Annotated in this window: 16 protein-coding genes; 3 read left to right on the top strand and 13 right to left on the bottom strand. The window is 68.1% G+C overall.

The window, feature by feature from the left end; genetic code table 11:
- Positions 1-29 precede the first annotated feature (29 nt).
- Complete coding sequence (locus QOZ99_RS03410) at positions 30-899, top strand: energy transducer TonB family protein (RefSeq protein ID WP_306888511.1); 870 nt, start codon at positions 30-32, stop codon at positions 897-899.
- A 75-nt stretch (positions 900-974) separates the two neighbouring features.
- On the opposite strand, the gene QOZ99_RS03415 is transcribed toward QOZ99_RS03410, so the two are convergent.
- From QOZ99_RS03415 to QOZ99_RS03435, 5 genes are all read right to left on the bottom strand, one after another.
- Positions 975-1967 carry a dipeptide ABC transporter ATP-binding protein gene (locus QOZ99_RS03415; RefSeq protein ID WP_306888513.1) on the bottom strand — a complete coding sequence of 331 codons (993 nt, stop codon included), beginning with the start codon at positions 1965-1967 and terminating at the stop codon, positions 975-977.
- Positions 1964-2953, bottom strand: a complete 990-nt coding sequence (locus QOZ99_RS03420) for an ABC transporter ATP-binding protein (RefSeq protein ID WP_306888514.1) — start codon at positions 2951-2953, stop codon at positions 1964-1966. The genes QOZ99_RS03415 and QOZ99_RS03420 overlap by 4 nt, the downstream gene beginning before the upstream one ends.
- A gap of 3 nt (positions 2954-2956) precedes the next feature.
- Entirely contained in the window at positions 2957-3928 is a 972-nt protein-coding gene (locus QOZ99_RS03425; RefSeq protein WP_306888515.1) for an ABC transporter permease subunit, read from the bottom strand.
- The gene (locus QOZ99_RS03430; RefSeq protein WP_306888517.1) at positions 3918-4931 is read right to left on the bottom strand and encodes an ABC transporter permease subunit; all 1014 of its coding nucleotides are present in this window, start codon (positions 4929-4931) and stop codon (positions 3918-3920) included. The genes QOZ99_RS03425 and QOZ99_RS03430 overlap by 11 nt, the downstream gene beginning before the upstream one ends.
- Before the next feature lie 223 nt (positions 4932-5154).
- Positions 5155-6753, bottom strand: a complete 1599-nt coding sequence (locus QOZ99_RS03435) for an ABC transporter substrate-binding protein (RefSeq protein WP_306888518.1) — start codon at positions 6751-6753, stop codon at positions 5155-5157.
- Between the two features lie 271 nt (positions 6754-7024).
- Between QOZ99_RS03435 and QOZ99_RS03440 the strand changes: the two genes are divergently transcribed.
- On the top strand, positions 7025-8290 hold the full coding sequence (locus QOZ99_RS03440; protein ID WP_306888519.1) for an acyl-CoA dehydrogenase: 1266 nt from the start codon (positions 7025-7027) through the stop codon (positions 8288-8290).
- A 36-nt stretch (positions 8291-8326) separates the two neighbouring features.
- Here the strand turns inward: QOZ99_RS03440 and QOZ99_RS03445 are convergent, their stop codons facing one another.
- From QOZ99_RS03445 to QOZ99_RS03480, 8 genes are all read right to left on the bottom strand, one after another.
- Positions 8327-8728: a methylglyoxal synthase gene (locus QOZ99_RS03445; RefSeq protein ID WP_306888521.1), complete on the bottom strand. Its 402-nt coding sequence runs from the start codon at positions 8726-8728 to the stop codon at positions 8327-8329.
- A 97-nt stretch (positions 8729-8825) separates the two neighbouring features.
- Positions 8826-9275 carry an RrF2 family transcriptional regulator gene (locus tag QOZ99_RS03450; RefSeq protein ID WP_306888523.1) on the bottom strand — a complete coding sequence of 150 codons (450 nt, stop codon included), beginning with the start codon at positions 9273-9275 and terminating at the stop codon, positions 8826-8828.
- A 99-nt stretch (positions 9276-9374) separates the two neighbouring features.
- Positions 9375-9536, bottom strand: coding sequence for a hypothetical protein (locus QOZ99_RS03455; protein ID WP_306888525.1), 162 nt, complete (start codon positions 9534-9536; stop codon positions 9375-9377).
- A gap of 56 nt (positions 9537-9592) precedes the next feature.
- Positions 9593-10927 (bottom strand): ATP-dependent DNA helicase, encoded by a 1335-nt coding sequence (locus QOZ99_RS03460; protein ID WP_306888526.1) that lies wholly within the window; start codon positions 10925-10927, stop codon positions 9593-9595.
- A gap of 37 nt (positions 10928-10964) precedes the next feature.
- On the bottom strand, positions 10965-11804 hold the full coding sequence (locus QOZ99_RS03465) for an SMR family transporter (RefSeq protein ID WP_306888527.1): 840 nt from the start codon (positions 11802-11804) through the stop codon (positions 10965-10967).
- 126 nt (positions 11805-11930) lie between these two features.
- Positions 11931-13424 carry an NAD-dependent succinate-semialdehyde dehydrogenase gene (locus QOZ99_RS03470; RefSeq protein ID WP_306888528.1) on the bottom strand — a complete coding sequence of 498 codons (1494 nt, stop codon included), beginning with the start codon at positions 13422-13424 and terminating at the stop codon, positions 11931-11933.
- 172 nt (positions 13425-13596) lie between these two features.
- Complete coding sequence (locus tag QOZ99_RS03475) at positions 13597-16623, bottom strand: DNA translocase FtsK (RefSeq protein WP_306888529.1); 3027 nt, start codon at positions 16621-16623, stop codon at positions 13597-13599.
- 181 nt (positions 16624-16804) lie between these two features.
- Positions 16805-17125, bottom strand: a complete 321-nt coding sequence (locus QOZ99_RS03480; RefSeq protein WP_306888530.1) for a GNAT family N-acetyltransferase — start codon at positions 17123-17125, stop codon at positions 16805-16807.
- Between the two features lie 252 nt (positions 17126-17377).
- Between QOZ99_RS03480 and QOZ99_RS03485 the strand changes: the two genes are divergently transcribed.
- A complete protein-coding gene (locus QOZ99_RS03485) occupies positions 17378-18019 on the top strand; it encodes a nitroreductase family protein (protein WP_370876785.1) in 642 nt (213 codons plus the stop codon).
- Positions 18020-18039: the final 20 nt, after the last annotated feature.

The following is an 18039-nucleotide window of genomic DNA, read 5'->3' on the forward strand; positions in this document are numbered from 1 at the left end:
CGGGCCAAGCCGGAGATGTGGGCAAAGCCATGAGCCTGATGCTCCTCAAGGGCGGGCCGCGCCAGCGCGGCGTGGAGGTTCTCGTCTGGACCGTGTGCGGCGCGCTGGTGCTGGGCGTGCACGGTGCGGCGGTGGCCTACATGCTGCAGCAGCCTCCCCTCGTCGCGGCCGACGAGCCGGCGGCGATCATGATCGAACTGGCGGAACTGCCGGTCTCGCCCGAGGCCGAGCCTGTCGAACTGCCGCCCGGCCCGCAAATGGTGGAGGCGCCGGAGAAGATCGAGCAGGAGGTTCCCCCCGATCCGCTGTCGGAGGTGGAGGACGTGCCTCCGCCCGAGCCGGAGATCGAGCAGGAGCCGATTCCCGAGGTCGCGCAATCGCCTGCTCCCGACATCGAGGTGCCGCTGCCGCCCCCTCCGCCGCTTGCCGCCGAACTGACGCCGCCGGAGAAGAAGCCGGATCCGCCGAAGGAGCGGCCCAAGCCGAAGCCCAAGCCGAAGGAGCGGGAGAAGAGCGAGAAGCCGCCGGCGCCGCAGACCTCGGCCGCTCCCTCGATCGACGCCGCGCGCGCCGACCGCGTCGCCGCGCCGACGGCCGGCGCCGCCTCCTCGCGCTCGATGACGGCGGCGAACTGGCGCTCGCGCCTGATGGCCCATCTCAACCGCCACAAGCGCTATCCAGCCGGCGAGAATGGCAGCGGCAAGGCGCGCGTCGCCTTCACCATCGATCGCTCGGGGCGCGTGCTCGCAGTGCGGCTGATCGGCGGTTCCGGCAATGGCAGCTTCGATGAGGAAGCGGTGGCCATGGTGCGGCGCGCCTCGCCCGTGCCGCCGCCGCCGGCCGATATTGGCGGCAGCACCATCAGGTTCAGCGTGCCGGTGGACTTCACCCGGCGCTGACGCGGGAAGGACGCGTCAGCGGCACGCCGGATGTGACGGCGCACGCTTTGGAGCGCACGCCCGCTGCCGCGCCCGCTATTGCGCCACCCAACAGGCGACCAGTTGTTCGCCCTTGCGCTCCAGCGGCGGCATTTCCTGCCGGCAGCGCTCCACCACCAGCGGGCAGCGCGGGTTGAACGGGCAGCCCTTGGGCGGGTTGAAGGGGGAGGGCAGTTCCCCTTCCAGCACGATCCGCTCCTTCTTCGCCTCCGGATCGGCCATCGGCGTGGCGGAGAGGAGGGCGCGCGTATAGGGGTGCCGGGGGGCGTCGAAGATGGCGTCGCGCGGGCCATGCTCGACCGCGCGGCCGAGATACATCACCAGCACTTCGTCCGCCATGTGCCGCACCACGCCGAGATCGTGCGACACGAACACGTAGGCGACGCCGAGGCCTTCCTGCAGTTCCACCAGCAGGTTGAGCACCTGCGCGCGGACCGACACGTCGAGCGCGGAAACCGGCTCGTCCAGAACCAGGATCTTCGGCCGCAGCACCAGCGCGCGGGCAATGGCGATGCGCTGGCGCTGGCCGCCGGAAAACATGTGGGGGTAGCGCCCGTGATGCTCCGGCCGCAGCCCGACGCGCGCCATCATGTCCACCGCGCGGGCGTGCCGCTCGGCGGCGGAGAGGTTGGTGTTGACCAGCAGCGGTTCCTCGATCGCCTTGCCCACGGTCTGGCGGGGATTGAGCGAGCCATAGGGGTTCTGGAACACCATCTGCACCTCGCCGCGATAGCGGCGCAGCGTGGCCTTGTCGGCGTCCGCCACATCCACGTCGTCGAGCAGCAGCGAGCCGGTGCCCGGCCGCTCGATCATGGTGAGCATGCGCGCCAGCGTGGACTTGCCCGAGCCCGACTCGCCGACAATGGCGAGCGTCGAGCGCGGCGCGAGGCGGAAGCTGATGCCGTTCACCGCCTTCACGGTGGCGGGCTTGGCGAACATGCCGCGCGCCACCGCGTAGCTCTGGGCGAGGTTGACCGCCTCCATCACGCTGTCGGCGGCCTTGGACTCAAAGGGGGCGATCTCGTTCATGCGGCGATTTCCTGGGCCCGCGGGACGCCGTCGACCAGCGGGGTGTGGCACAGCGCATGGCCGAGCGCGGCGCTCGCGCGCGGTGGCGGCACGGTGCGGCAGGTGTCGGTGGCGAAGCGGCAGCGGGGCGAGAACAGGCAGCCCTTCGGCCGGTCCGCCAGCCCCGGCACCACGCCGGGTATGGAGGGCAGCAGCCGGCCATGCGCCCGCTCGGGCAGGGCCGCCAGCAGGGCGGATGTATAGGGGTGGTGCGGATCGCGGAACAGGCCGCGGGTCGTCTGCATCTCGATCTGCTGGCCGGCATATTGCACGCAGACCCGCTGCGAGGTCTCCGCCACCACGCCCATGTCATGGGTGATCAGCACCAGGCCGACGCCGCTCTCTCTCTGCAGCCGCAGCAGCAGGTCGAGGATCTGCGCCTGAATGGTGACATCGAGCGCGGTGGTCGGCTCGTCGGCGATGATGAGCTTGGGGCGGCAGGCCAGCGCCATGGCGATCATCACGCGCTGGCTCATGCCGCCGGAAAGCTGGTGCGGAAAAGCCTTCAGCCGCCGCACCGGCTCGGGGATGCCGACCAGCTCCAGCAGTTCCACCGCCCGCGCCTGCCGCTGCGCCCGCGACAGGTCGAGATGGGCGGCCATCGCCTCGCGGATCTGGAAGCCGACCGTGAAACACGGATTGAGGCTCGACATCGGCTCCTGGAAGATCATCGCGATGTCGCGCCCGATGATCTTGCGCCGCTCGCGCGGGGTGAGGGTGGCGAGGTCCTGCCCGTCGAAGGAGAGCCGGTCGGCTGTCACCTTGGCGGTCCACGGCAGCAGGCCCATCACCGCCAGCATGGCGACCGACTTGCCCGAGCCGGATTCGCCGACGATGGCGACCAGTTCGCCCGCCTCGACGTCGAGGTCCACCCCGTCCACCGCCCGGAAGGGGCCGCGTGAGGTCGCGAAAGTAACGGAGAGGTTGCGGATGGAGAGTAGCGGCATCTCTCAGCTCCTCCTCAGCTTCGGGTCGAGCGCGTCGCGCAGGCCGTCGCCCATCAGGTTGATGGCGACCACGGTGACGAGGATGGCAAGGCCCGGCAGCGTCACGATCCACGGCGCGGAGCGGATGAATTCGCGCGAGTCGGCCAGCATGGCGCCCCATTCCGGGGTCGGCGGCTGCGCGCCGAGGCCGAGGAAGCCCAGCGCCGCTGCTTCCAGGATCGCGTCGGAAATGCCGAGCGCGGCCTGCACGATGAGCGGGGCGAGGCAGTTCGGCAGCACGGTGACGAACATCAGCCGCAGCTTGCCGACGCCGGCGACCTGTGCCGCGACGACATATTCCTTCGACAGTTCGGCCATGGCGGCGGCGCGCACCAGGCGCACATAGCGCGGCAGGTAGACGACGGTGACGGCCACGATCGTGTTGGTGAGGCTGGGGCCCAGCACCGCCACGACCAGGATGGCCAGCACGAGGCTCGGGATGGCCACCACGAGGTCCATGACGCGCATCACCACCACTTCGACGATGCCGCGCAGGAAGGCGCTGGCGAGGCCGAGCACGATGCCGACCGCGACCGAGACCAGCATTACCGACAGGCCGATGCCGAGCGAGATGCGCGCGCCATAGATGAGGCGCGAGAGCACGTCGCGCCCCACCGCATCGGTGCCGAACGGAAAGGACCAGATGCCCCCCGCCCATACCGGCGGCAGCAGCACATGCTCGCGGAACTGCTCGATCGGCGAATGCAGCGCGAGAAGCGGCGCGAAGATCGCCAGCAGGGTGATGAACACCACCACCGCGAGGCCGAGCACGGCGCCGCGATTCTCGCTGAAGGCCGACCAGAAGGCCCGGAGCGGCGAAATCTCGGGAGGAACCGTCTCGATCAGCGCGTCCGCCGGCGAAGAGGCGGGCGAAGTGGCCGGCGAAGAGGCCGGCGAAGGGACTGAAGCGGCGTTGAGGACCGGATCATCCGCCATGACGAATCCTCGGATTGATCGCGACATAGAGCAGGTCGACGATGAGATTGACGAGGATGACGATGCCGGAGATCAGCATGATGCCGCCTTGCAGCGCGGGATAGTCGCGGCGGGAAATCGATTCGATCAGCCATTTTCCCACCCCCGGCCAGGCGAAGATGGTCTCTGTCAGCACCGCGCCCGCGAGCAGCGTGCCGGTTTGCAGCCCAATGACGGTCACGACCGGGATCAGCGCGTTGCGCAGCGCATGAAGGCCCACCACGCGCAGCGGCGAGAGACCCTTGGCGCGCGCCGTGCGCACGTAGTCCTCGCTCAGCACTTCCAGCATGGAGGAGCGCGTCATGCGCGCGATCACCGCCAGCGGAATGGTGCCGAGCACGATGGACGGCAGGATGAGGTGGGATACCGCCGCGCCGAACGCGCCTTCCTGGTCCGACAGCAGGCTGTCGATCAGCATGAAGCCCGTCACCGGTTCGAAATAGTAATTGATGAGGTCCATGCGACCGGAAACCGGGGTGAGCCCGAGATATTCCGACATGAACATGATGAGCAGCAGGCCCCACCAGAAGATCGGCATGGAATAGCCGGCCAGCGCCACCGTCATGACAGAGTGATCGAAGATGCTGCCGCGCTTGACCGCGGCGATGACGCCGGCGGGGATGCCCAGCACGATGGCGAAGATCAGCCCGCAGAAGGCCAGTTCCAGCGTTGCCGGGAACAGGATGGCGAATTCATGCAGGATGGGCGTCTTGGTGACGATGGAGACGCCGAAATCGCCGTGCAGGATGCCGTTGGCATAATGCAGGAACTGCTGCCACACCGGCTGGTCGAGGCCAAGCTCGTGGCGCAGCATGGCGAGGCGCTCGGGCGCGATGCCGCGCTCGCCGGTGCGCGCCTCGATCGGGTCGCCCGGCACCAGCCGCACGGCGACAAAGGTGACGAACATCAGCGCCACGAAAGTCGGCAGCGTCAGCGCGACTCGGCGAAGAAAAAATCGAAACATCGAGATCCCGGGCTTTGAATGCCCCGCCTCGGCGTCGCCAGGGGCGACGGAGCGCTTGCGCGCCTTCACGAGCGGGGAGGGGGTTGCGCCTCAAGGGACGCGGCACGCGCTACGGCATTGCCTGCGGCACGAGCCGCCGCCCTTGTAAAGGCGACGGCTCATCCGCTTTTTCGCGAATGCACGGCGCCGGCGGGGCGCTCCAGCCCCCGGCGCCGGCATCAGGTCACTTCAGGTCGACGCCGTAGAAATCGTGGCGGCCGAGCGGGCTGACCTTGTAGTTCATCACTTCCTTGCGGGTCGGCTCGTAGACGACCGAGTGGGCAATGGTGAACCAGGGAGCTTCTTCCTTCACGATGACCTGCGCCTGCTCATAGAGCTTGGTGCGCTCGGCGACGTCCGAGATGGTCTTCGCCTTGTTGATCAGGTCGTCGAATTCCTTGTTGCACCACTTGGACAGGTTCTGTCCGCCCGGACGGGCGGCAGCGCAGCCGAGCAGGAAGAAGAAATTGTCCGGATCGCCATTGTCGCCGGTCCAGCCGAGCTGGCCGGTCATGTGCTCGCCCTGCTGCAGGCGCTTGCGATATTCGCCCCACTCATAGGAGACGAGCTTGGCATTGACGCCGATCTTGGCGAGGTCCGACTGCATCATCTCGGCGATACGCTTGGCGTTCGGATTGTAGGGACGCTGCACCGGCATCCACCAGAGGTCGATGTCGAGCGGGGTCTTCACGCCGGCCGCGGCCAGCATTTCCTTGGCCTTGGCGGGGTCGAACGGATAGTCCTTGATGTCCTTGTTATAGGACCAGATGGTCGGCGGGATCGGGTTGATCGCGGCCTGGCCGGCGCCCTGGTAGACGTCCTTGATGATGGCGGCCTTGTCGATCGCCATGTTGAACGCCTGGCGGACTTCCTTCTTGTCGAAGGGCGGCTTCTGCGTGTTGAACGAGAGGTAGCCGATGTTCAGGCCCGGCTGCGAGATCAGGTTGACCACCGGGTCGGTCTTGAGACCGGCAATGTCGGCCGGGTTCGGCGCGATCATCACATGGCACTCACCCTTTTTCAGCTTGGCGTAGCGCGCCGTCGCGTCGGGGGTGATGGCATAGACCAGGTTGTCGAGCGGCGACTTGCCCGCGAAATAGGCCGGGTTGGCCTTGTAGCGGATGACCGCGTCCTTCTGGTAGTTCACGAAGGAGAAGGGGCCGGTGCCGACCGGGATCTGGTCGAACTGCTCGGGCGTGCCCTTCTTGAGCAGCATGTCGGCATATTCTTTGGACTGGATGGTCGCGAAGTCCATCGCAAGGTTCGCCAGCATCGGCGCGTTGGGCTCGGTGAGGGTGAACTTCACCGTGTAGTCGTCGACCTTGTCGATCGACTTGAGCAGGTCCGGCATGCCCATGTCGTTGAAGTAGTCGTAAGCACCGCCGGTGACCTTGTGGTACGGGTTCTCCGGCTTCCACATGCGGTCGAACGAGAAGATCACGTCATCGGCGTTGAAATCGCGCGTCGGGGTGAAGCCGTTGACGCCCGAATGAAACTTCACGCCCTTGCGGAGCTTGAAGGTGATCTCCTTGCCGTCGTCGGACACCGTCCAGCTCTCGGCGAGGCCGGGCACCACCTTGGTGGAGCCACGCTCAAACTCGACGAGCTGGTTGTATACGGGCCGTGCGGCGTCGAAGCTGGTGCCTGTCGTGTTGAGGGCGGGCGTGAAATTCTCGGGGCTGCCCTCCGAGCAATAGACGAGCGTCTTGGCGGCGTAGGCAGGCGCAGCGAGCACGGTGAGCATCGCAGCCGCGATGACCACCTTGGTGTTGATGACCAGCATTTGAAAAACCCCTCTTATGGACGTCACGGCGTTGGCGTGCCCGTTCGAATGGCCAGCCTATTGTTTAGTCACCGTCGCCCGCTTCCACTCAAGCATGTGTCTCGACGTTACGCAATCACACCATATGTATAGACGAAAGTCGCATGTGAATTCGCAAGGCCAGCGTTGGAGCGGCTTTGTGCGTCCCGCCGGCGTGCATGCCGGCGTGCGAAGTTGTAAGACCATGCGGCCGCCGGTGCCGGACCGGCCAAGGTTCAGGAGACAGGATCCGATGAGTGCCGCGCCTTCCGCCACCGCTGCTGGAACCGCTCCTGGAACCGCTCCTGCCGCCCGCTCGTCCGGTCGTGCGGTGTTCGACTGGGCCGATCCGCTCGATTTCGAGGCCCAGCTCACCGAGGAGGAGCGGCTGGTCCGGGACACGGCGCGCGACTATGCACAGGAAAGGCTGCTGCCGCGGGTCGCCTCCGCCTATCTGGAGGAGCGCTTCGACCGCGAGATCATGAGCGAGATGGGCGAGCTCGGCCTGCTGGGGCCGACCATTCCCGAGGAGTTCGGCGGTGCCGGCCTCGGCTATGTCTCCTATGGCCTCGTCGCCCGCGAGGTGGAGCGGGTCGATTCGGGCTATCGCTCGGCGATGAGCGTGCAGTCCTCGCTGGTCATGCACCCGATCCACGCCTATGGCAGCGAGGCGCAGAAGCGCAGGTTCCTGCCCAGGCTTGCCACCGGCGAATGGGTCGGCTGCTTCGGCCTGACCGAGCCGGATGCAGGCTCGGACCCCGCCGGCATGCGCACCCGCGCGGAAAGGATCGATGGCGGCTACCGCCTCTCCGGGGCCAAGATGTGGATCACCAACGCGCCGATCGCCGATGTCGCCGTCGTGTGGGCCAAGCTGCGCGAGGGCGCGGGCGCGGCGGAGGACGGCGAGATCCGCGGCTTCCTGGTGGAGCGTGGGACGAAGGGGTTCTCCACCCCGAAAATCGAGGGCAAGCTCTCGCTTCGCGCCTCCATCACCGGCGAGATCGTGCTCGACGACGTGGAGGTGCCCGAGGACAGCCTGCTGCCAAACGTCTCCGGGTTGAAGGGCCCGTTCGGCTGCCTCAACCGCGCGCGCTACGGCATTGGCTGGGGCACGATGGGGGCGGCGGAGGCCTGCTACGCGGCGGCCCGGCAGTACACGCTGGACCGCCAGCAGTTTGGCAAGCCGCTGGCGGCCACCCAGCTGATCCAGAAGAAGCTGTCGGACATGGCGACCGAGATCACGCTCGGCCTCCAGCTTGCGCTGCGTGCCGGCCGGCTGTTCGATGAGGGCAAGCTGCCGGTGGAGACCATCTCCATGCTCAAGCGCAACAATTGCGGCAAGGCGCTGGATATCGCCCGGCTCGCCCGCGACATGCATGGCGGCAACGGCATTTCCTCGGAATATCCCGTCATGCGCCACATGCTGAACCTGGAGACGGTGAACACCTATGAGGGCACGCACGACATTCACGCGCTGATCCTCGGCCGGGCGATTACCGGGCATCAGGCGTTCTTCTGAGCGATGCGTCGGCGGCGCGCCTCGGCGGGGAAGGCGTCAGTCTTCCTCCGCCAGCGCGGCGATCAGCATCTGCGCGGTGGCGGGGTTCAGCGCCAGCGGGATATCGTAGACCAGCGCCACGCGCATCAGCGCCTTGACGTCGACATCGTGCGGCTGGGCGGTCAGCGGATCCACCAGAAACACGAGCGCGCGCACCTGGCCTTCGGCGATCAGCGCGCCGATCTGCTGGTCGCCGCCGAGCGGGCCGCTCTTCAGCCGCGTGAGCCGCAGTTCCGGGCAATATTCGAGGATGCGCCCGCCGGTCGTGCCGGTGGCGACGATAGGGAAGCGCGCCAGTACATGGCGATGGGCGATCGCCCAGGCCACCATGTCGTCCTTCTTGCTGTCATGGGCGATGAGCCCGACCAGACCCGGCCCCTGCGATGCGCCAAGTGTCATCCGCACCCCGCCATCATCCCGAATCCGCTGTCACGACATGCCCGAAATCACGAAACCGCATGCCGTGGCTACCGCCGGACTGCCGCCTGACAGGGGCTCAGATATTGTACATCAGGTCCGCGTCGGGTGTGCTGGCGAAGACCACCATGTCGTGCAGCGTCATCCGGTCGAGAATGTCCGACATCGCATCGCGCACCTTGGTCATGGTGATGCGCACCGCGCAGGCCGGCAGATCCTCGCAGTCCTGGCAGGGCACATAGGCGCTCTTGGACGCGCACCCGATCGGCGCCAGCGGCCCGTCCAGCGTGCGGATGATATGGCCGATGCGAATCTCGCGTGGCGTCTTGGCGAGGGCATAGCCGCCGCCCGGGCCCTTCTTGGAGCGCAGCATGCCGGCATTGCGCAATTCCAGCAGGATCGCGTCGAGAAATTTCTTGGGGATGTTGTTGGCGGTGGCGATCTCCTGGCCCATGGCGCTGCTGCCCGGTTCCAGCTTCGCCAGAAAGAGCATGGCCTTGAGGCCGTACTTTCCCTTGTTGGTCAGCATGTCCGCCCACAATCTCGCGTTAGGCCGCAGTCAATCCACGTCCGTGATACGCTATATAGATGATAGAGGGGCAGTGATATTGCCAGCGCTGATTTCCGCTCAGCGCCCGGCCTCGGCTGTCGTGGCCGCTGTCGTGGCCGCCGTCGGCGCCGCGCTCTCGCTGGCGAAAGGATGCGCGAACAGGATCGCGCCGAACACGATGGCATAGGCGAGCGCGAAGAGCAGCTTGTCGCGATAATGGCGGATGCTGGTCTGGCTCATGGGCGCCCCTTCCTCGGTGGCCCATAATCTATCAACAATATGGAATTAGTAAACCCTCAGCGCGGCTCGGTCGCCCCGATCCGGCCCGCCGCCTCGAAAGCGGTGGTGAAAGCGGCCACGCGCCGGTCGATACGGATATCGGAGGTGCGCAGCGGGCGCGCCAGCGACAGGCCTTCCAGCGAGCGCGCGCGCGAGAGCGCCACATAGGCCTGCCCGGCCGCGAAGGTACCGCTGTCGAAGTCGATGCGGGCATCGTCCAGCGTCAGGCCCTGCGCCTTGTGCACCGTCACCGCCCAGGCCGGCACCAGCGGCAGCTGGGAATAGGTGCCGACCACCTTGGCCGCGATCTGCCCGGTCGTCTCGTCCCAGTCATAACGGATGCGTTCCCAACTGGTGCGCTCGATCTCGACCACGCCTGCCCCGTCCAGCCGCACGAAGGCGCGATCAGGTGCGAGGCCGATAATGGTGCCGACCGAGCCGTTGACCCATTGCTTCTCGGGATCGTTGCGCACCGCCATCACCCGCGCGCCAACCTTCAGCACCAGCGTCTCGGGAACCGGCAGCCGGTCGGTGGCAAGGTCGAACTCGCCCTCGCTCTTGCCTTCGAAGATGCGTCCCGCCTCCGCCAGACCTTCGAGGCCGCGCCGGTTATAGGCGTCGACACGGGCATTGGTGGGCGCCAGCACGACCGGGACCCGCCCCGGCCGATGCTCGCGGAAGGAGGCGGCATTGATGGCGGCAACCGCGCGCTCCATCTGCCGGCCCATGCGCAGATCGGCCAGATGCGCCACGAACTCTTCGTCGGTCTGCCGGTAGACCTGCGTGAACGGCAGGCGCGCCACCTCCACCTCGCGCAGCACGCGGGCGTCGAAGGCGAAGGGGCCCTCATAGCCGAGATGGCCGAGAATCTCGCGCTCGGCCGTCGGCACCACGGGCGGCAGCTGCAGGAAATCGCCGACCAGCACCACCTGAACCCCGCCGAACGGGGCGGGATCGCTGCGCGCGATGCGCAGGCAGCGGTCGACCGCATCGAGCACGTCGGCGCGCACCATCGACACCTCGTCGATGACGAGACGCTCCAGTTTCTTCATCAGCGTGCGCTTGGGGCTGCGCGGCTTGACCTGGTCGGGATCGACGAGGCGGGGCGGCAGGCCGAAGAAGGAATGGATGGTCTGCCCGCCAAGCTGCAGCGCGGCAACGCCGGTGGGGGCGAGGAAAGCCTGCCGTCCGCCGCCATGACGCCGCAGGGCATGCAGGAAGGTGGTCTTGCCCGTGCCCGCGCCCCCCAGAACCATGATGAGCGGCGCCCCCTCGCGCACGAGGGCGAGCGGGGCGGCGAAGGCCTCCTCCGGCAGGGAGGGGCGAATCGTGGCGGCGGGCAGCGTGTTCATGGGCGCAATGGAGCACAGCCCGGCGCGGGGAGCCAATTCAGTGCAGCTTGATGAGGGTGAGGCCGCCGATCACCATGAAGGCGCCGATGATACGGTCGGTACGCAGGGGTTCGCGCAGGATCGCCACCGACATGATGGCGCCGAACAGCACGCTTGATTCGCGCACCGCCGTCACCAGGCCGATCGGTGCTTGCGTCATCGCCCAGACCGAGAGCCAGTAGCTGACGAACAGCATGGCCCCGCCCAGCAGGCCGAGCGGCAGGAAGCCGGCCATCGGCACCAGCACGCGCGGCCCCTTCCAGGCGAGGACGATGATCACGATCACCACCGCGTCGCAGACGAACAGCCAGGTCGTGTAGGCATTGGCCGAGCCGGAAATGCGCGCCGCCGTGCCGTCGATCACCGTGAAGGCGGTGACGGCGAGGCCCGAGCCCAGCGCCAGCAGCAGCGCGCGCCCCTCCATCATGTGGCCGAACGCCTCGCGCGCCATGGTGAGGATGGCAAGCGCCAGCAGCACGATGCCAATGACGCCGATCAGGCCGATCGGCTCGCTCAGCACGAGTATCGAGATCAGCGCGGTGAGCAGCAGCGCGCTGCCGCGCGCCACGGGGTAGGTGAGGCCGAGATCGGCCCGCGAATAGGCGCCGATGAGGAAGGCGTAATAGCTCAGATGCGCCACCACCGACGCGCCGATCCATGGCCAGAGCTGCCGGTCGGGCGGGCCGATCCATAGCGCGAAGGGCAGCGCCGCCGCGCCGGCGCCCAGCCCCACCAGCACCAGCGCGCTGAACGGGTCGAGCCTGATCTTGAGGATAATGTTCCACGCGGCCTGCATCGCGGCCGAGAGGAGGACGACCAGAAAAACGGCGAGATCCATGGGAGGGGCCGGCGCGGGAGGGGATCACTATCTTGATACCGCATTCCGTGCCGGCAGCCGAGCCGGTTCCCGGACCCCGGCGCGTTTTTTACGTCGGGGCCGGGATATGTCAGCGCCCGGAGGCGATCACAGGCCGAGTTCGGTGACGAACTTGGTGTTCACATAGGCCTCGATGGCCTCGATGCCGCCTTCCGAGCCATAGCCGGAATCCTTCATGCCGCCGAAGGGCGTCTCCGGCAGGGCGAGGCCATGATGGTTGATCGACACCATGCCGCTCTCGACGCGGCGGGCGAACTCGTCGGCGCGCTTGGCCGAGGTGGTGTAGGCATAGGCGGCCAGCCCGTAGGGCAGGCGGTTGGCCTCGGCGATGACCGCCTCGGTGGAGGTGAAGGACTGGATCGGCACGATCGGGCCGAACGGTTCCTCGTTGAGGATGCGCGCATCCGCCGGCAGGTCGGTCAGCACGGTGGGCTGGAAGAAATAGCCCTTGTTGCCGATACGCGCGCCGCCGGTGCGCAGCGTGGCGCCCTTGGCGAGGGCGTCGGCGGTGAAGCCTTCCATCGCCTCAACGCGGCGGGCATTGGCGAGCGGGCCCATGCGGACGTCCTCGTCCAGACCGTTGCCGACCTTCACCTTGTTCACGGCCTCGGTGAACCCGTCGACGAAGCGCGCATAGAGATCCTCATGCACGAGGAAGCGCGTGGGCGAGACACAGACCTGCCCGGCATTGCGGAACTTGGCGCCCGACAGCATCCTCACCGCGTGGTCGAGGTCGGCATCCTCGAACACCACCGCCGGCGCATGCCCGCCCAGTTCCATGGTGACGCGCTTCATGTGCGCGCCGGCCAGCGCGGCGAGCTGCTTGCCCACCACGGTCGAGCCGGTGAAGGTGATCTTCTTCACGATCGGGTGCGGGATCAGATAGGAGGAAATCTCCGCCGGCACGCCGAACACCAGATTGACGACGCCCTTCGGGATGCCGGCATCCTCATAGGCCTTGATCAGCGCGGCACAGCTGGCCGGGGTCTCTTCCGGTCCCTTGAGGATGATCGAGCAGCCGGCGGCCAGCGCCGCGGAAATCTTGCGCACGGCCTGGTTGATCGGGAAGTTCCACGGCGTGAAGGCGGCGACGACGCCCACCGGCTCCTTGTGCACCACCTGGTGGACGCCGGCCGCGCGGGCCGGGATCACGCGGCCATAGAGCCGGCGCGCCTCTTCCGCGAACCAGTCGATGATGTCGGCCGCCGCGTTGGTCTCAAGGCGGGCCTCGACCAGCGGCTTGCCCTGTTCCAGCGTCATGAGGGTGGCGATGGCGTCGGCGCGCTCGCGCAGGATCTCGGCGGCCTTGCGCATCAGCTTGTAGCGCTCGTGCGGGGCGACATGGCGCCACGTCGCGAAGCCCTTCTCGGCAGAGGTGAGCGCGGCGTCGAGGTCGGCGCGGCTGGCATGGGCGAGGGTGCCGATCACCTCCTCGGTGGCCGGATTGATGATCGGCTCGCTTGCCGGCTTGCTGTCATGGCCGCGCCCCTCGCGCCATTCGCCGTCAATGAACAGGAGGACGTCGGGAAAGCTCACGGGGGCGGAACTGGAGGTGACGGCACTGGAGGGGGCGGAGCTCATGGCGGACCTCTGGAAGCTGGCGCGGCGAATGCCGGGAGGAGGAGGGTGGCACACACCTAATCCTCCTCCCGGTCCGGCGAAAGAGGCGGCGCTGCAACATCGCTGTGCGCCGAAACGCAGAACGGGCGGGACCATGGCCCCGCCCGTTCATAAAACCGTGTGATGGCTGAACTCAGCGCGCGTCGCGCAGGATCTCGCGCTTGCCGGCATGGTTGGCCGGCCCGACGATGCCCTCGTTCTCCATCCGCTCCATGATCGAGGCGGCGCGGTTATAGCCGATCTGCAGCCGGCGCTGGATGTAGGACGTGGACGCTTTCCTGTCGCGCAGGACCACGGCCACCGCCTGATCGTAGCTGTCGCCGGATTCCTCGCCCATCGCGCTCTTGTCGAACACGGCCGCGTCGTCCGGAATCGGAGCCGCCTCGTCGTCTTCCTCCGCGGTGACCTCGTCGAGATATTCCGGCCGGGCCTGCGATTTCAGGTGCTCGACGACGCGCTCGACCTCCTGGTCGGAGACGAAGGGGCCGTGCACGCGCGAGATGCGCCCGCCGCCGGCCATGTAGAGCATGTCGCCCTGACCCAGCAGCTGCTCGGCGCCCATTTCGCCGAGGATGGTGCGCGAATCGATCTTGGATGTGACCTGGAAGGAAATGCGGGTGGGGAAGTTGGCCTTGATGGTGCCGGTGATGACATCGACGCTCGGGCGCTGCGTCGCCATGATGAGGTGGATGCCGGCGGCGCGGGCCATCTGCGCGAGGCGCTGGATGGCGCCCTCGATGTCCTTGCCGGCCACCATCATCAGGTCGGCCATCTCGTCCACCACGATCACGATATAGGGAAGGGCGGAGAGATCCATGATCTCCTCCTCTTCCTCGATCAGCCCGGTTTCGCGGTCGAAGCCCTTCTGCACGGTGCGGGTGATGATCTCGCCCTTGGCCGCCGCCTCCGCCACGCGGGCGTTGAAGCCATCGATGTTGCGCACGCCGAGGCGGCTCATCTTCTTGTAGCGCTCCTCCATCTCCCGCACCGCCCATTTGAGGGCGACGATCGCCTTCTTGGGGTCGGTCACGACGGGGGTGAGCAGGTGCGGGATACCCTCATAGACCGAGAGTTCCAGCATTTTCGGATCGATCATGATCAGCCGGCACTGCTCCGGCTTGTGCCGGTAGAGCAGGCTCAGGATCATGGTGTTGATGGCGACCGACTTGCCCGAGCCGGTGGTGCCGGCGACCAGGAGATGCGGCATGCGGGCGAGGTCGACGATGACCGGCTCGCCGCCAATGGTCTTGCCCAGTCCGATGCCGAGCTTGGCCTTGGCGGCCTCGAACTCGTGGCTCGCCAACATCTCGCGCAGCCACACCGTCTCGCGCCGCTGGTTGGGCAGCTCGATGCCGATGACGTTGCGCCCTTCCACGACGGCGACGCGGGCCGAAATGGCGCTCATCGAGCGGGCAATGTCGGCGGACAGGCCGATGACGCGGCTGGACTTGATGCCGGGGGCCGGCTCCAGCTCATACAGCGTCACCACCGGGCCGGGATTGGCGTCGATGATCTCGCCGCGCACGCCGAAATCGTGCAGCACCTGCTGCAGCTTGACGGAGTTGCGATCGAGGAATTCCTCGGAGAGTTCATAGTCCGGCTCATGCGCCGGCGGCTCGGTGAGCAGGTCGAGCGGGGGCAGTTCGTAGCCCATGCCCTCGGACGGCACGAGACGCGGCGTGGGACGTGGGGCAACGGGCGCGGCGGCAACCGCCGGCGAGGCGGGGGCGGGTGCGGCCGGAGCCACGGCCGGGGCCACAGGGGCACGCGCGGCTTCCGCCACGGGGACGGCAACCATGCCGAAGACCGGCCAGCAGAACGAGACTTCCGCCGGCGTCACCGTGTAGCCGCCGAACGCCGCCGGCCCAGCCGGCAGCAGCGCCGCCGTATCGTCGGCCATGGCCGCCTCGGCGGCGGCGAGCATCGCGTCGTCCGTGAACGCATCGTCTGCCACAGCCCGTTCCACAACGGCCCCTTGCGCCACGGCCTCGGCCTCGTCGTCCGCGGCTTCGTCGTCCGCGGTGTCGAAATCGTCGAAGGCTTCCGGATCCTCGCCATCGTCGTCATAGCCGAGATCGTCCTCCGCCTCGTCGGCGTCGGTCTCGGTCTCCTCCGCCGCGAACGCGTCGTTGGCGACCACGAAGGTCTCGTCCGGCATCCATTCCGGCGTCTCGTCCTGCTGCGAGGGCAGAACCGGGGGAACATCCCAGCCGAGCTGGATCATGCCGGCGATCTGGCGGATGGAACTCGGCGCGGCGTCGCGGGCGACCGGCACGGCCACCGTGGCCGGCACGACCCCGTCGGCCATCCATTCCAGCGACGCATCCACGGATGCCGGTGCCGGCGCGGCGATGGCCGCCGGTGCCGGCGGGCCCTGGAAGCTGGTCGGCTGGGAAAGCGGGGTGGGGGAGAGCGGAGCGGGGGAAAGGACGGTGCGGGTGAGGACGGGCGACGGGGCGGGCTGGAAGGCTGGGCCGTGCGACACGGCAACCGCGACAACGGCGCTCTCGACGGCCGGGCTCGTGCCGGCCGTGCTTTCACGGGCAGTGCTTTCACGGGCCGTGCTTTCGCGGGCCGTGCTTTCGCGAGAGGGCGCGGGTGCCGCGATATCCGCCGTCGCGGCGCCCGGGGCGGGGTGCGGCGTGTCGGTGTCGGCGGGCTTCTCGCCACGCGCGGCTTCCTGCGCGGCGCGGGCCTTGCGCAGTTCGGCGGCGATGATCGGCTGCTGAGGGCCGGCGCCCAGCGGCGGCTTGCGCGGCGGCACGCGCAGCACGGGCGTCTGCGAGGCGCGCGGCGGCACCAGCGCGGTGGTGGCATTGATGGTCGCCGCCTCCGAGGCCGCCGGCCGTTCCTGCCGCTCCATCTCCTCGGGAGCCTTGCGCAGCAGGTAGTCCGGCGTGCGGGTGAAGCGCGTGTTCGGGGGCATGGAGAAGGGCTGCAGCCAGCTGGGAATCACCACACGCCCGCTGGGCGCGGCAACCGAGGCCCCCCCCGGCTGGGGCGCCTGCCTGGGGGCCTGCTTGCTGCCCTTGGGCGCCGGCGGCGGCAAAGGCTGCGGGTTGGCCCGCGAAAATCGGTGCGTGGAGACCGGCGCCCGATCCGCGGTCTTGCCGGAAGAGGGAAACTCGCTGGAATCGCTGGGACGCACGGGAGCACGCATGGGACGCCGAAACCTTTGCCGCTGATACCTTCGAGGGCGCTCCGGAAGCGAACCGGGGCGCGCCATTTGGCTGGCCCCTATGGTTAGGAGCACAGCGTTAATGAAGGGTTTGAAACCGGCGGTTTTCCCGGGCTGTGGCCTTTGCGTGACGCTGGGGCGCCGGCGATGCGGCGGCGCTTTTTCAGCCCGGCAGGCCAAGAGTGGCGCGGATTTCCGGGGCCATCAGCCCGTGCGTCTCCGGATGTTTCATCATGTAGCGGCCAAACACCGAACAGCGCGGAATGACCGACAGGCCGCGCTCGCGCGCGCTGGCGAGCCCCGCTTCCACCAGCCGCGTCGCAAGGCCGCGCCCGCCGAGTTCCGGTGGCACCTCGGTATGGGTGAAGATGATGTGATCGGGCGCCAGAATATACTGGGCGATGGCGAGATGGCCGTCCTGCTCGATTTCGAATCGGTCGGCACCGCGGTTGTCGCGGACCGGAATTTCACCATTGATGCTCATGTCGTGCTCCTTGGGGCGGCCTCTGATTATCGCTGCCGCACGAGTCGGCGGCGGCTGCCGTGGGATATTGTCGACCAATTCGGCCGTGGAGTCGCCCCCTGCCCATGGTGTGGGCGCATTTCCCGCCGGTACCTGTTATCTGGGGCGCGCGCGGCGCGGTTGGTAGGCGTCGCGGAGCGTGGAACGTCGCGCCGGTTGGCGCTGCCGCCGCCCGCAGGCAAACATGCCGCGCTGTTGCAGGAAGGATTGCCCGTGTCGTCCGAATCATCGCCCCCCGCGCCGCCGCCCCCATCCGCCACGCTGACGCCGGACCAAACCTGGCTGACGGCGCTGGAGACCCGCCGCTCGGTGCCCGCCGCCCGGCTGGGTGCGCCGGGGCCGACGCCCGACGCGCTGGCGCGTCTCCTCGCCATCGCGGCGCGGGTGCCCGACCATGCCGCGCTGGCGCCATGGCGCTTCATCGTGATCGAGGGGGAGGCGCGCGCCGCGCTCGGCGCCCTTCTGGCGGGGGCCTACCGCACGCGCAATCCCGACATGGCGCCGGAAAAGCGGGAGAAGTTCGCCGGCATCATGTCGCGCCTGTTTCCCGCGCCGCTCGCCGTTGTCGTGGTGAGCCGGCCGAACCGGGAGACGATGATCCCGCTCGTCGAGCAGGAGCTTTCCGCCGGCGCCGTGTGCCTCAACCTGCTGCACGGGGCGCAGGCGCTCGGCTTCGCGGGCACCTGGGTCACGGGCTGGGCCGCCACCGATCCGGAAGCCGTGCGTCTGCTCGGTGCCGGGCCCGGCGAGCGGATCGCCGGCATTGTTCATCTCGGCACCGCCACCGAGGTGCCGCCGGACCGGCCGCGCCCCGATATCGGCGTGCTCGCCACGCACTGGACGCCGCCCGCGTGAGGGGACGCGCCTGAGGGCGC

This window comes from Ancylobacter amanitiformis (assembly GCF_030814815.1).
Taxonomy (GTDB): domain Bacteria; phylum Pseudomonadota; class Alphaproteobacteria; order Rhizobiales; family Xanthobacteraceae; genus Ancylobacter; species Ancylobacter amanitiformis.

Excerpts from the sequence above, each read along its gene's own strand:
- QOZ99_RS03410 (WP_306888511.1), top strand. The coding sequence starts at position 30 with ATGAGCCTGATGCTCCTCAAGGGCGGGCCGCGCCAGCGCGGCGTGGAG.
- QOZ99_RS03415 (WP_306888513.1), bottom strand. The coding sequence starts at position 1,967 with ATGAACGAGATCGCCCCCTTTGAGTCCAAGGCCGCCGACAGCGTGATG.
- QOZ99_RS03420 (WP_306888514.1), bottom strand. The coding sequence starts at position 2,953 with ATGCCGCTACTCTCCATCCGCAACCTCTCCGTTACTTTCGCGACCTCA.
- QOZ99_RS03425 (WP_306888515.1), bottom strand. The coding sequence starts at position 3,928 with ATGGCGGATGATCCGGTCCTCAACGCCGCTTCAGTCCCTTCGCCGGCC.
- QOZ99_RS03430 (WP_306888517.1), bottom strand. The coding sequence starts at position 4,931 with ATGTTTCGATTTTTTCTTCGCCGAGTCGCGCTGACGCTGCCGACTTTC.
- QOZ99_RS03435 (WP_306888518.1), bottom strand. The coding sequence starts at position 6,753 with ATGCTGGTCATCAACACCAAGGTGGTCATCGCGGCTGCGATGCTCACC.
- QOZ99_RS03440 (WP_306888519.1), top strand. The coding sequence starts at position 7,025 with ATGAGTGCCGCGCCTTCCGCCACCGCTGCTGGAACCGCTCCTGGAACC.
- QOZ99_RS03445 (WP_306888521.1), bottom strand. The coding sequence starts at position 8,728 with ATGACACTTGGCGCATCGCAGGGGCCGGGTCTGGTCGGGCTCATCGCC.
- QOZ99_RS03450 (WP_306888523.1), bottom strand. The coding sequence starts at position 9,275 with ATGCTGACCAACAAGGGAAAGTACGGCCTCAAGGCCATGCTCTTTCTG.
- QOZ99_RS03455 (WP_306888525.1), bottom strand. The coding sequence starts at position 9,536 with ATGAGCCAGACCAGCATCCGCCATTATCGCGACAAGCTGCTCTTCGCG.
- QOZ99_RS03460 (WP_306888526.1), bottom strand. The coding sequence starts at position 10,927 with ATGAACACGCTGCCCGCCGCCACGATTCGCCCCTCCCTGCCGGAGGAG.
- QOZ99_RS03465 (WP_306888527.1), bottom strand. The coding sequence starts at position 11,804 with ATGGATCTCGCCGTTTTTCTGGTCGTCCTCCTCTCGGCCGCGATGCAG.
- QOZ99_RS03470 (WP_306888528.1), bottom strand. The coding sequence starts at position 13,424 with ATGAGCTCCGCCCCCTCCAGTGCCGTCACCTCCAGTTCCGCCCCCGTG.
- QOZ99_RS03475 (WP_306888529.1), bottom strand. The coding sequence starts at position 16,623 with ATGCGTGCTCCCGTGCGTCCCAGCGATTCCAGCGAGTTTCCCTCTTCC.
- QOZ99_RS03480 (WP_306888530.1), bottom strand. The coding sequence starts at position 17,125 with ATGAGCATCAATGGTGAAATTCCGGTCCGCGACAACCGCGGTGCCGAC.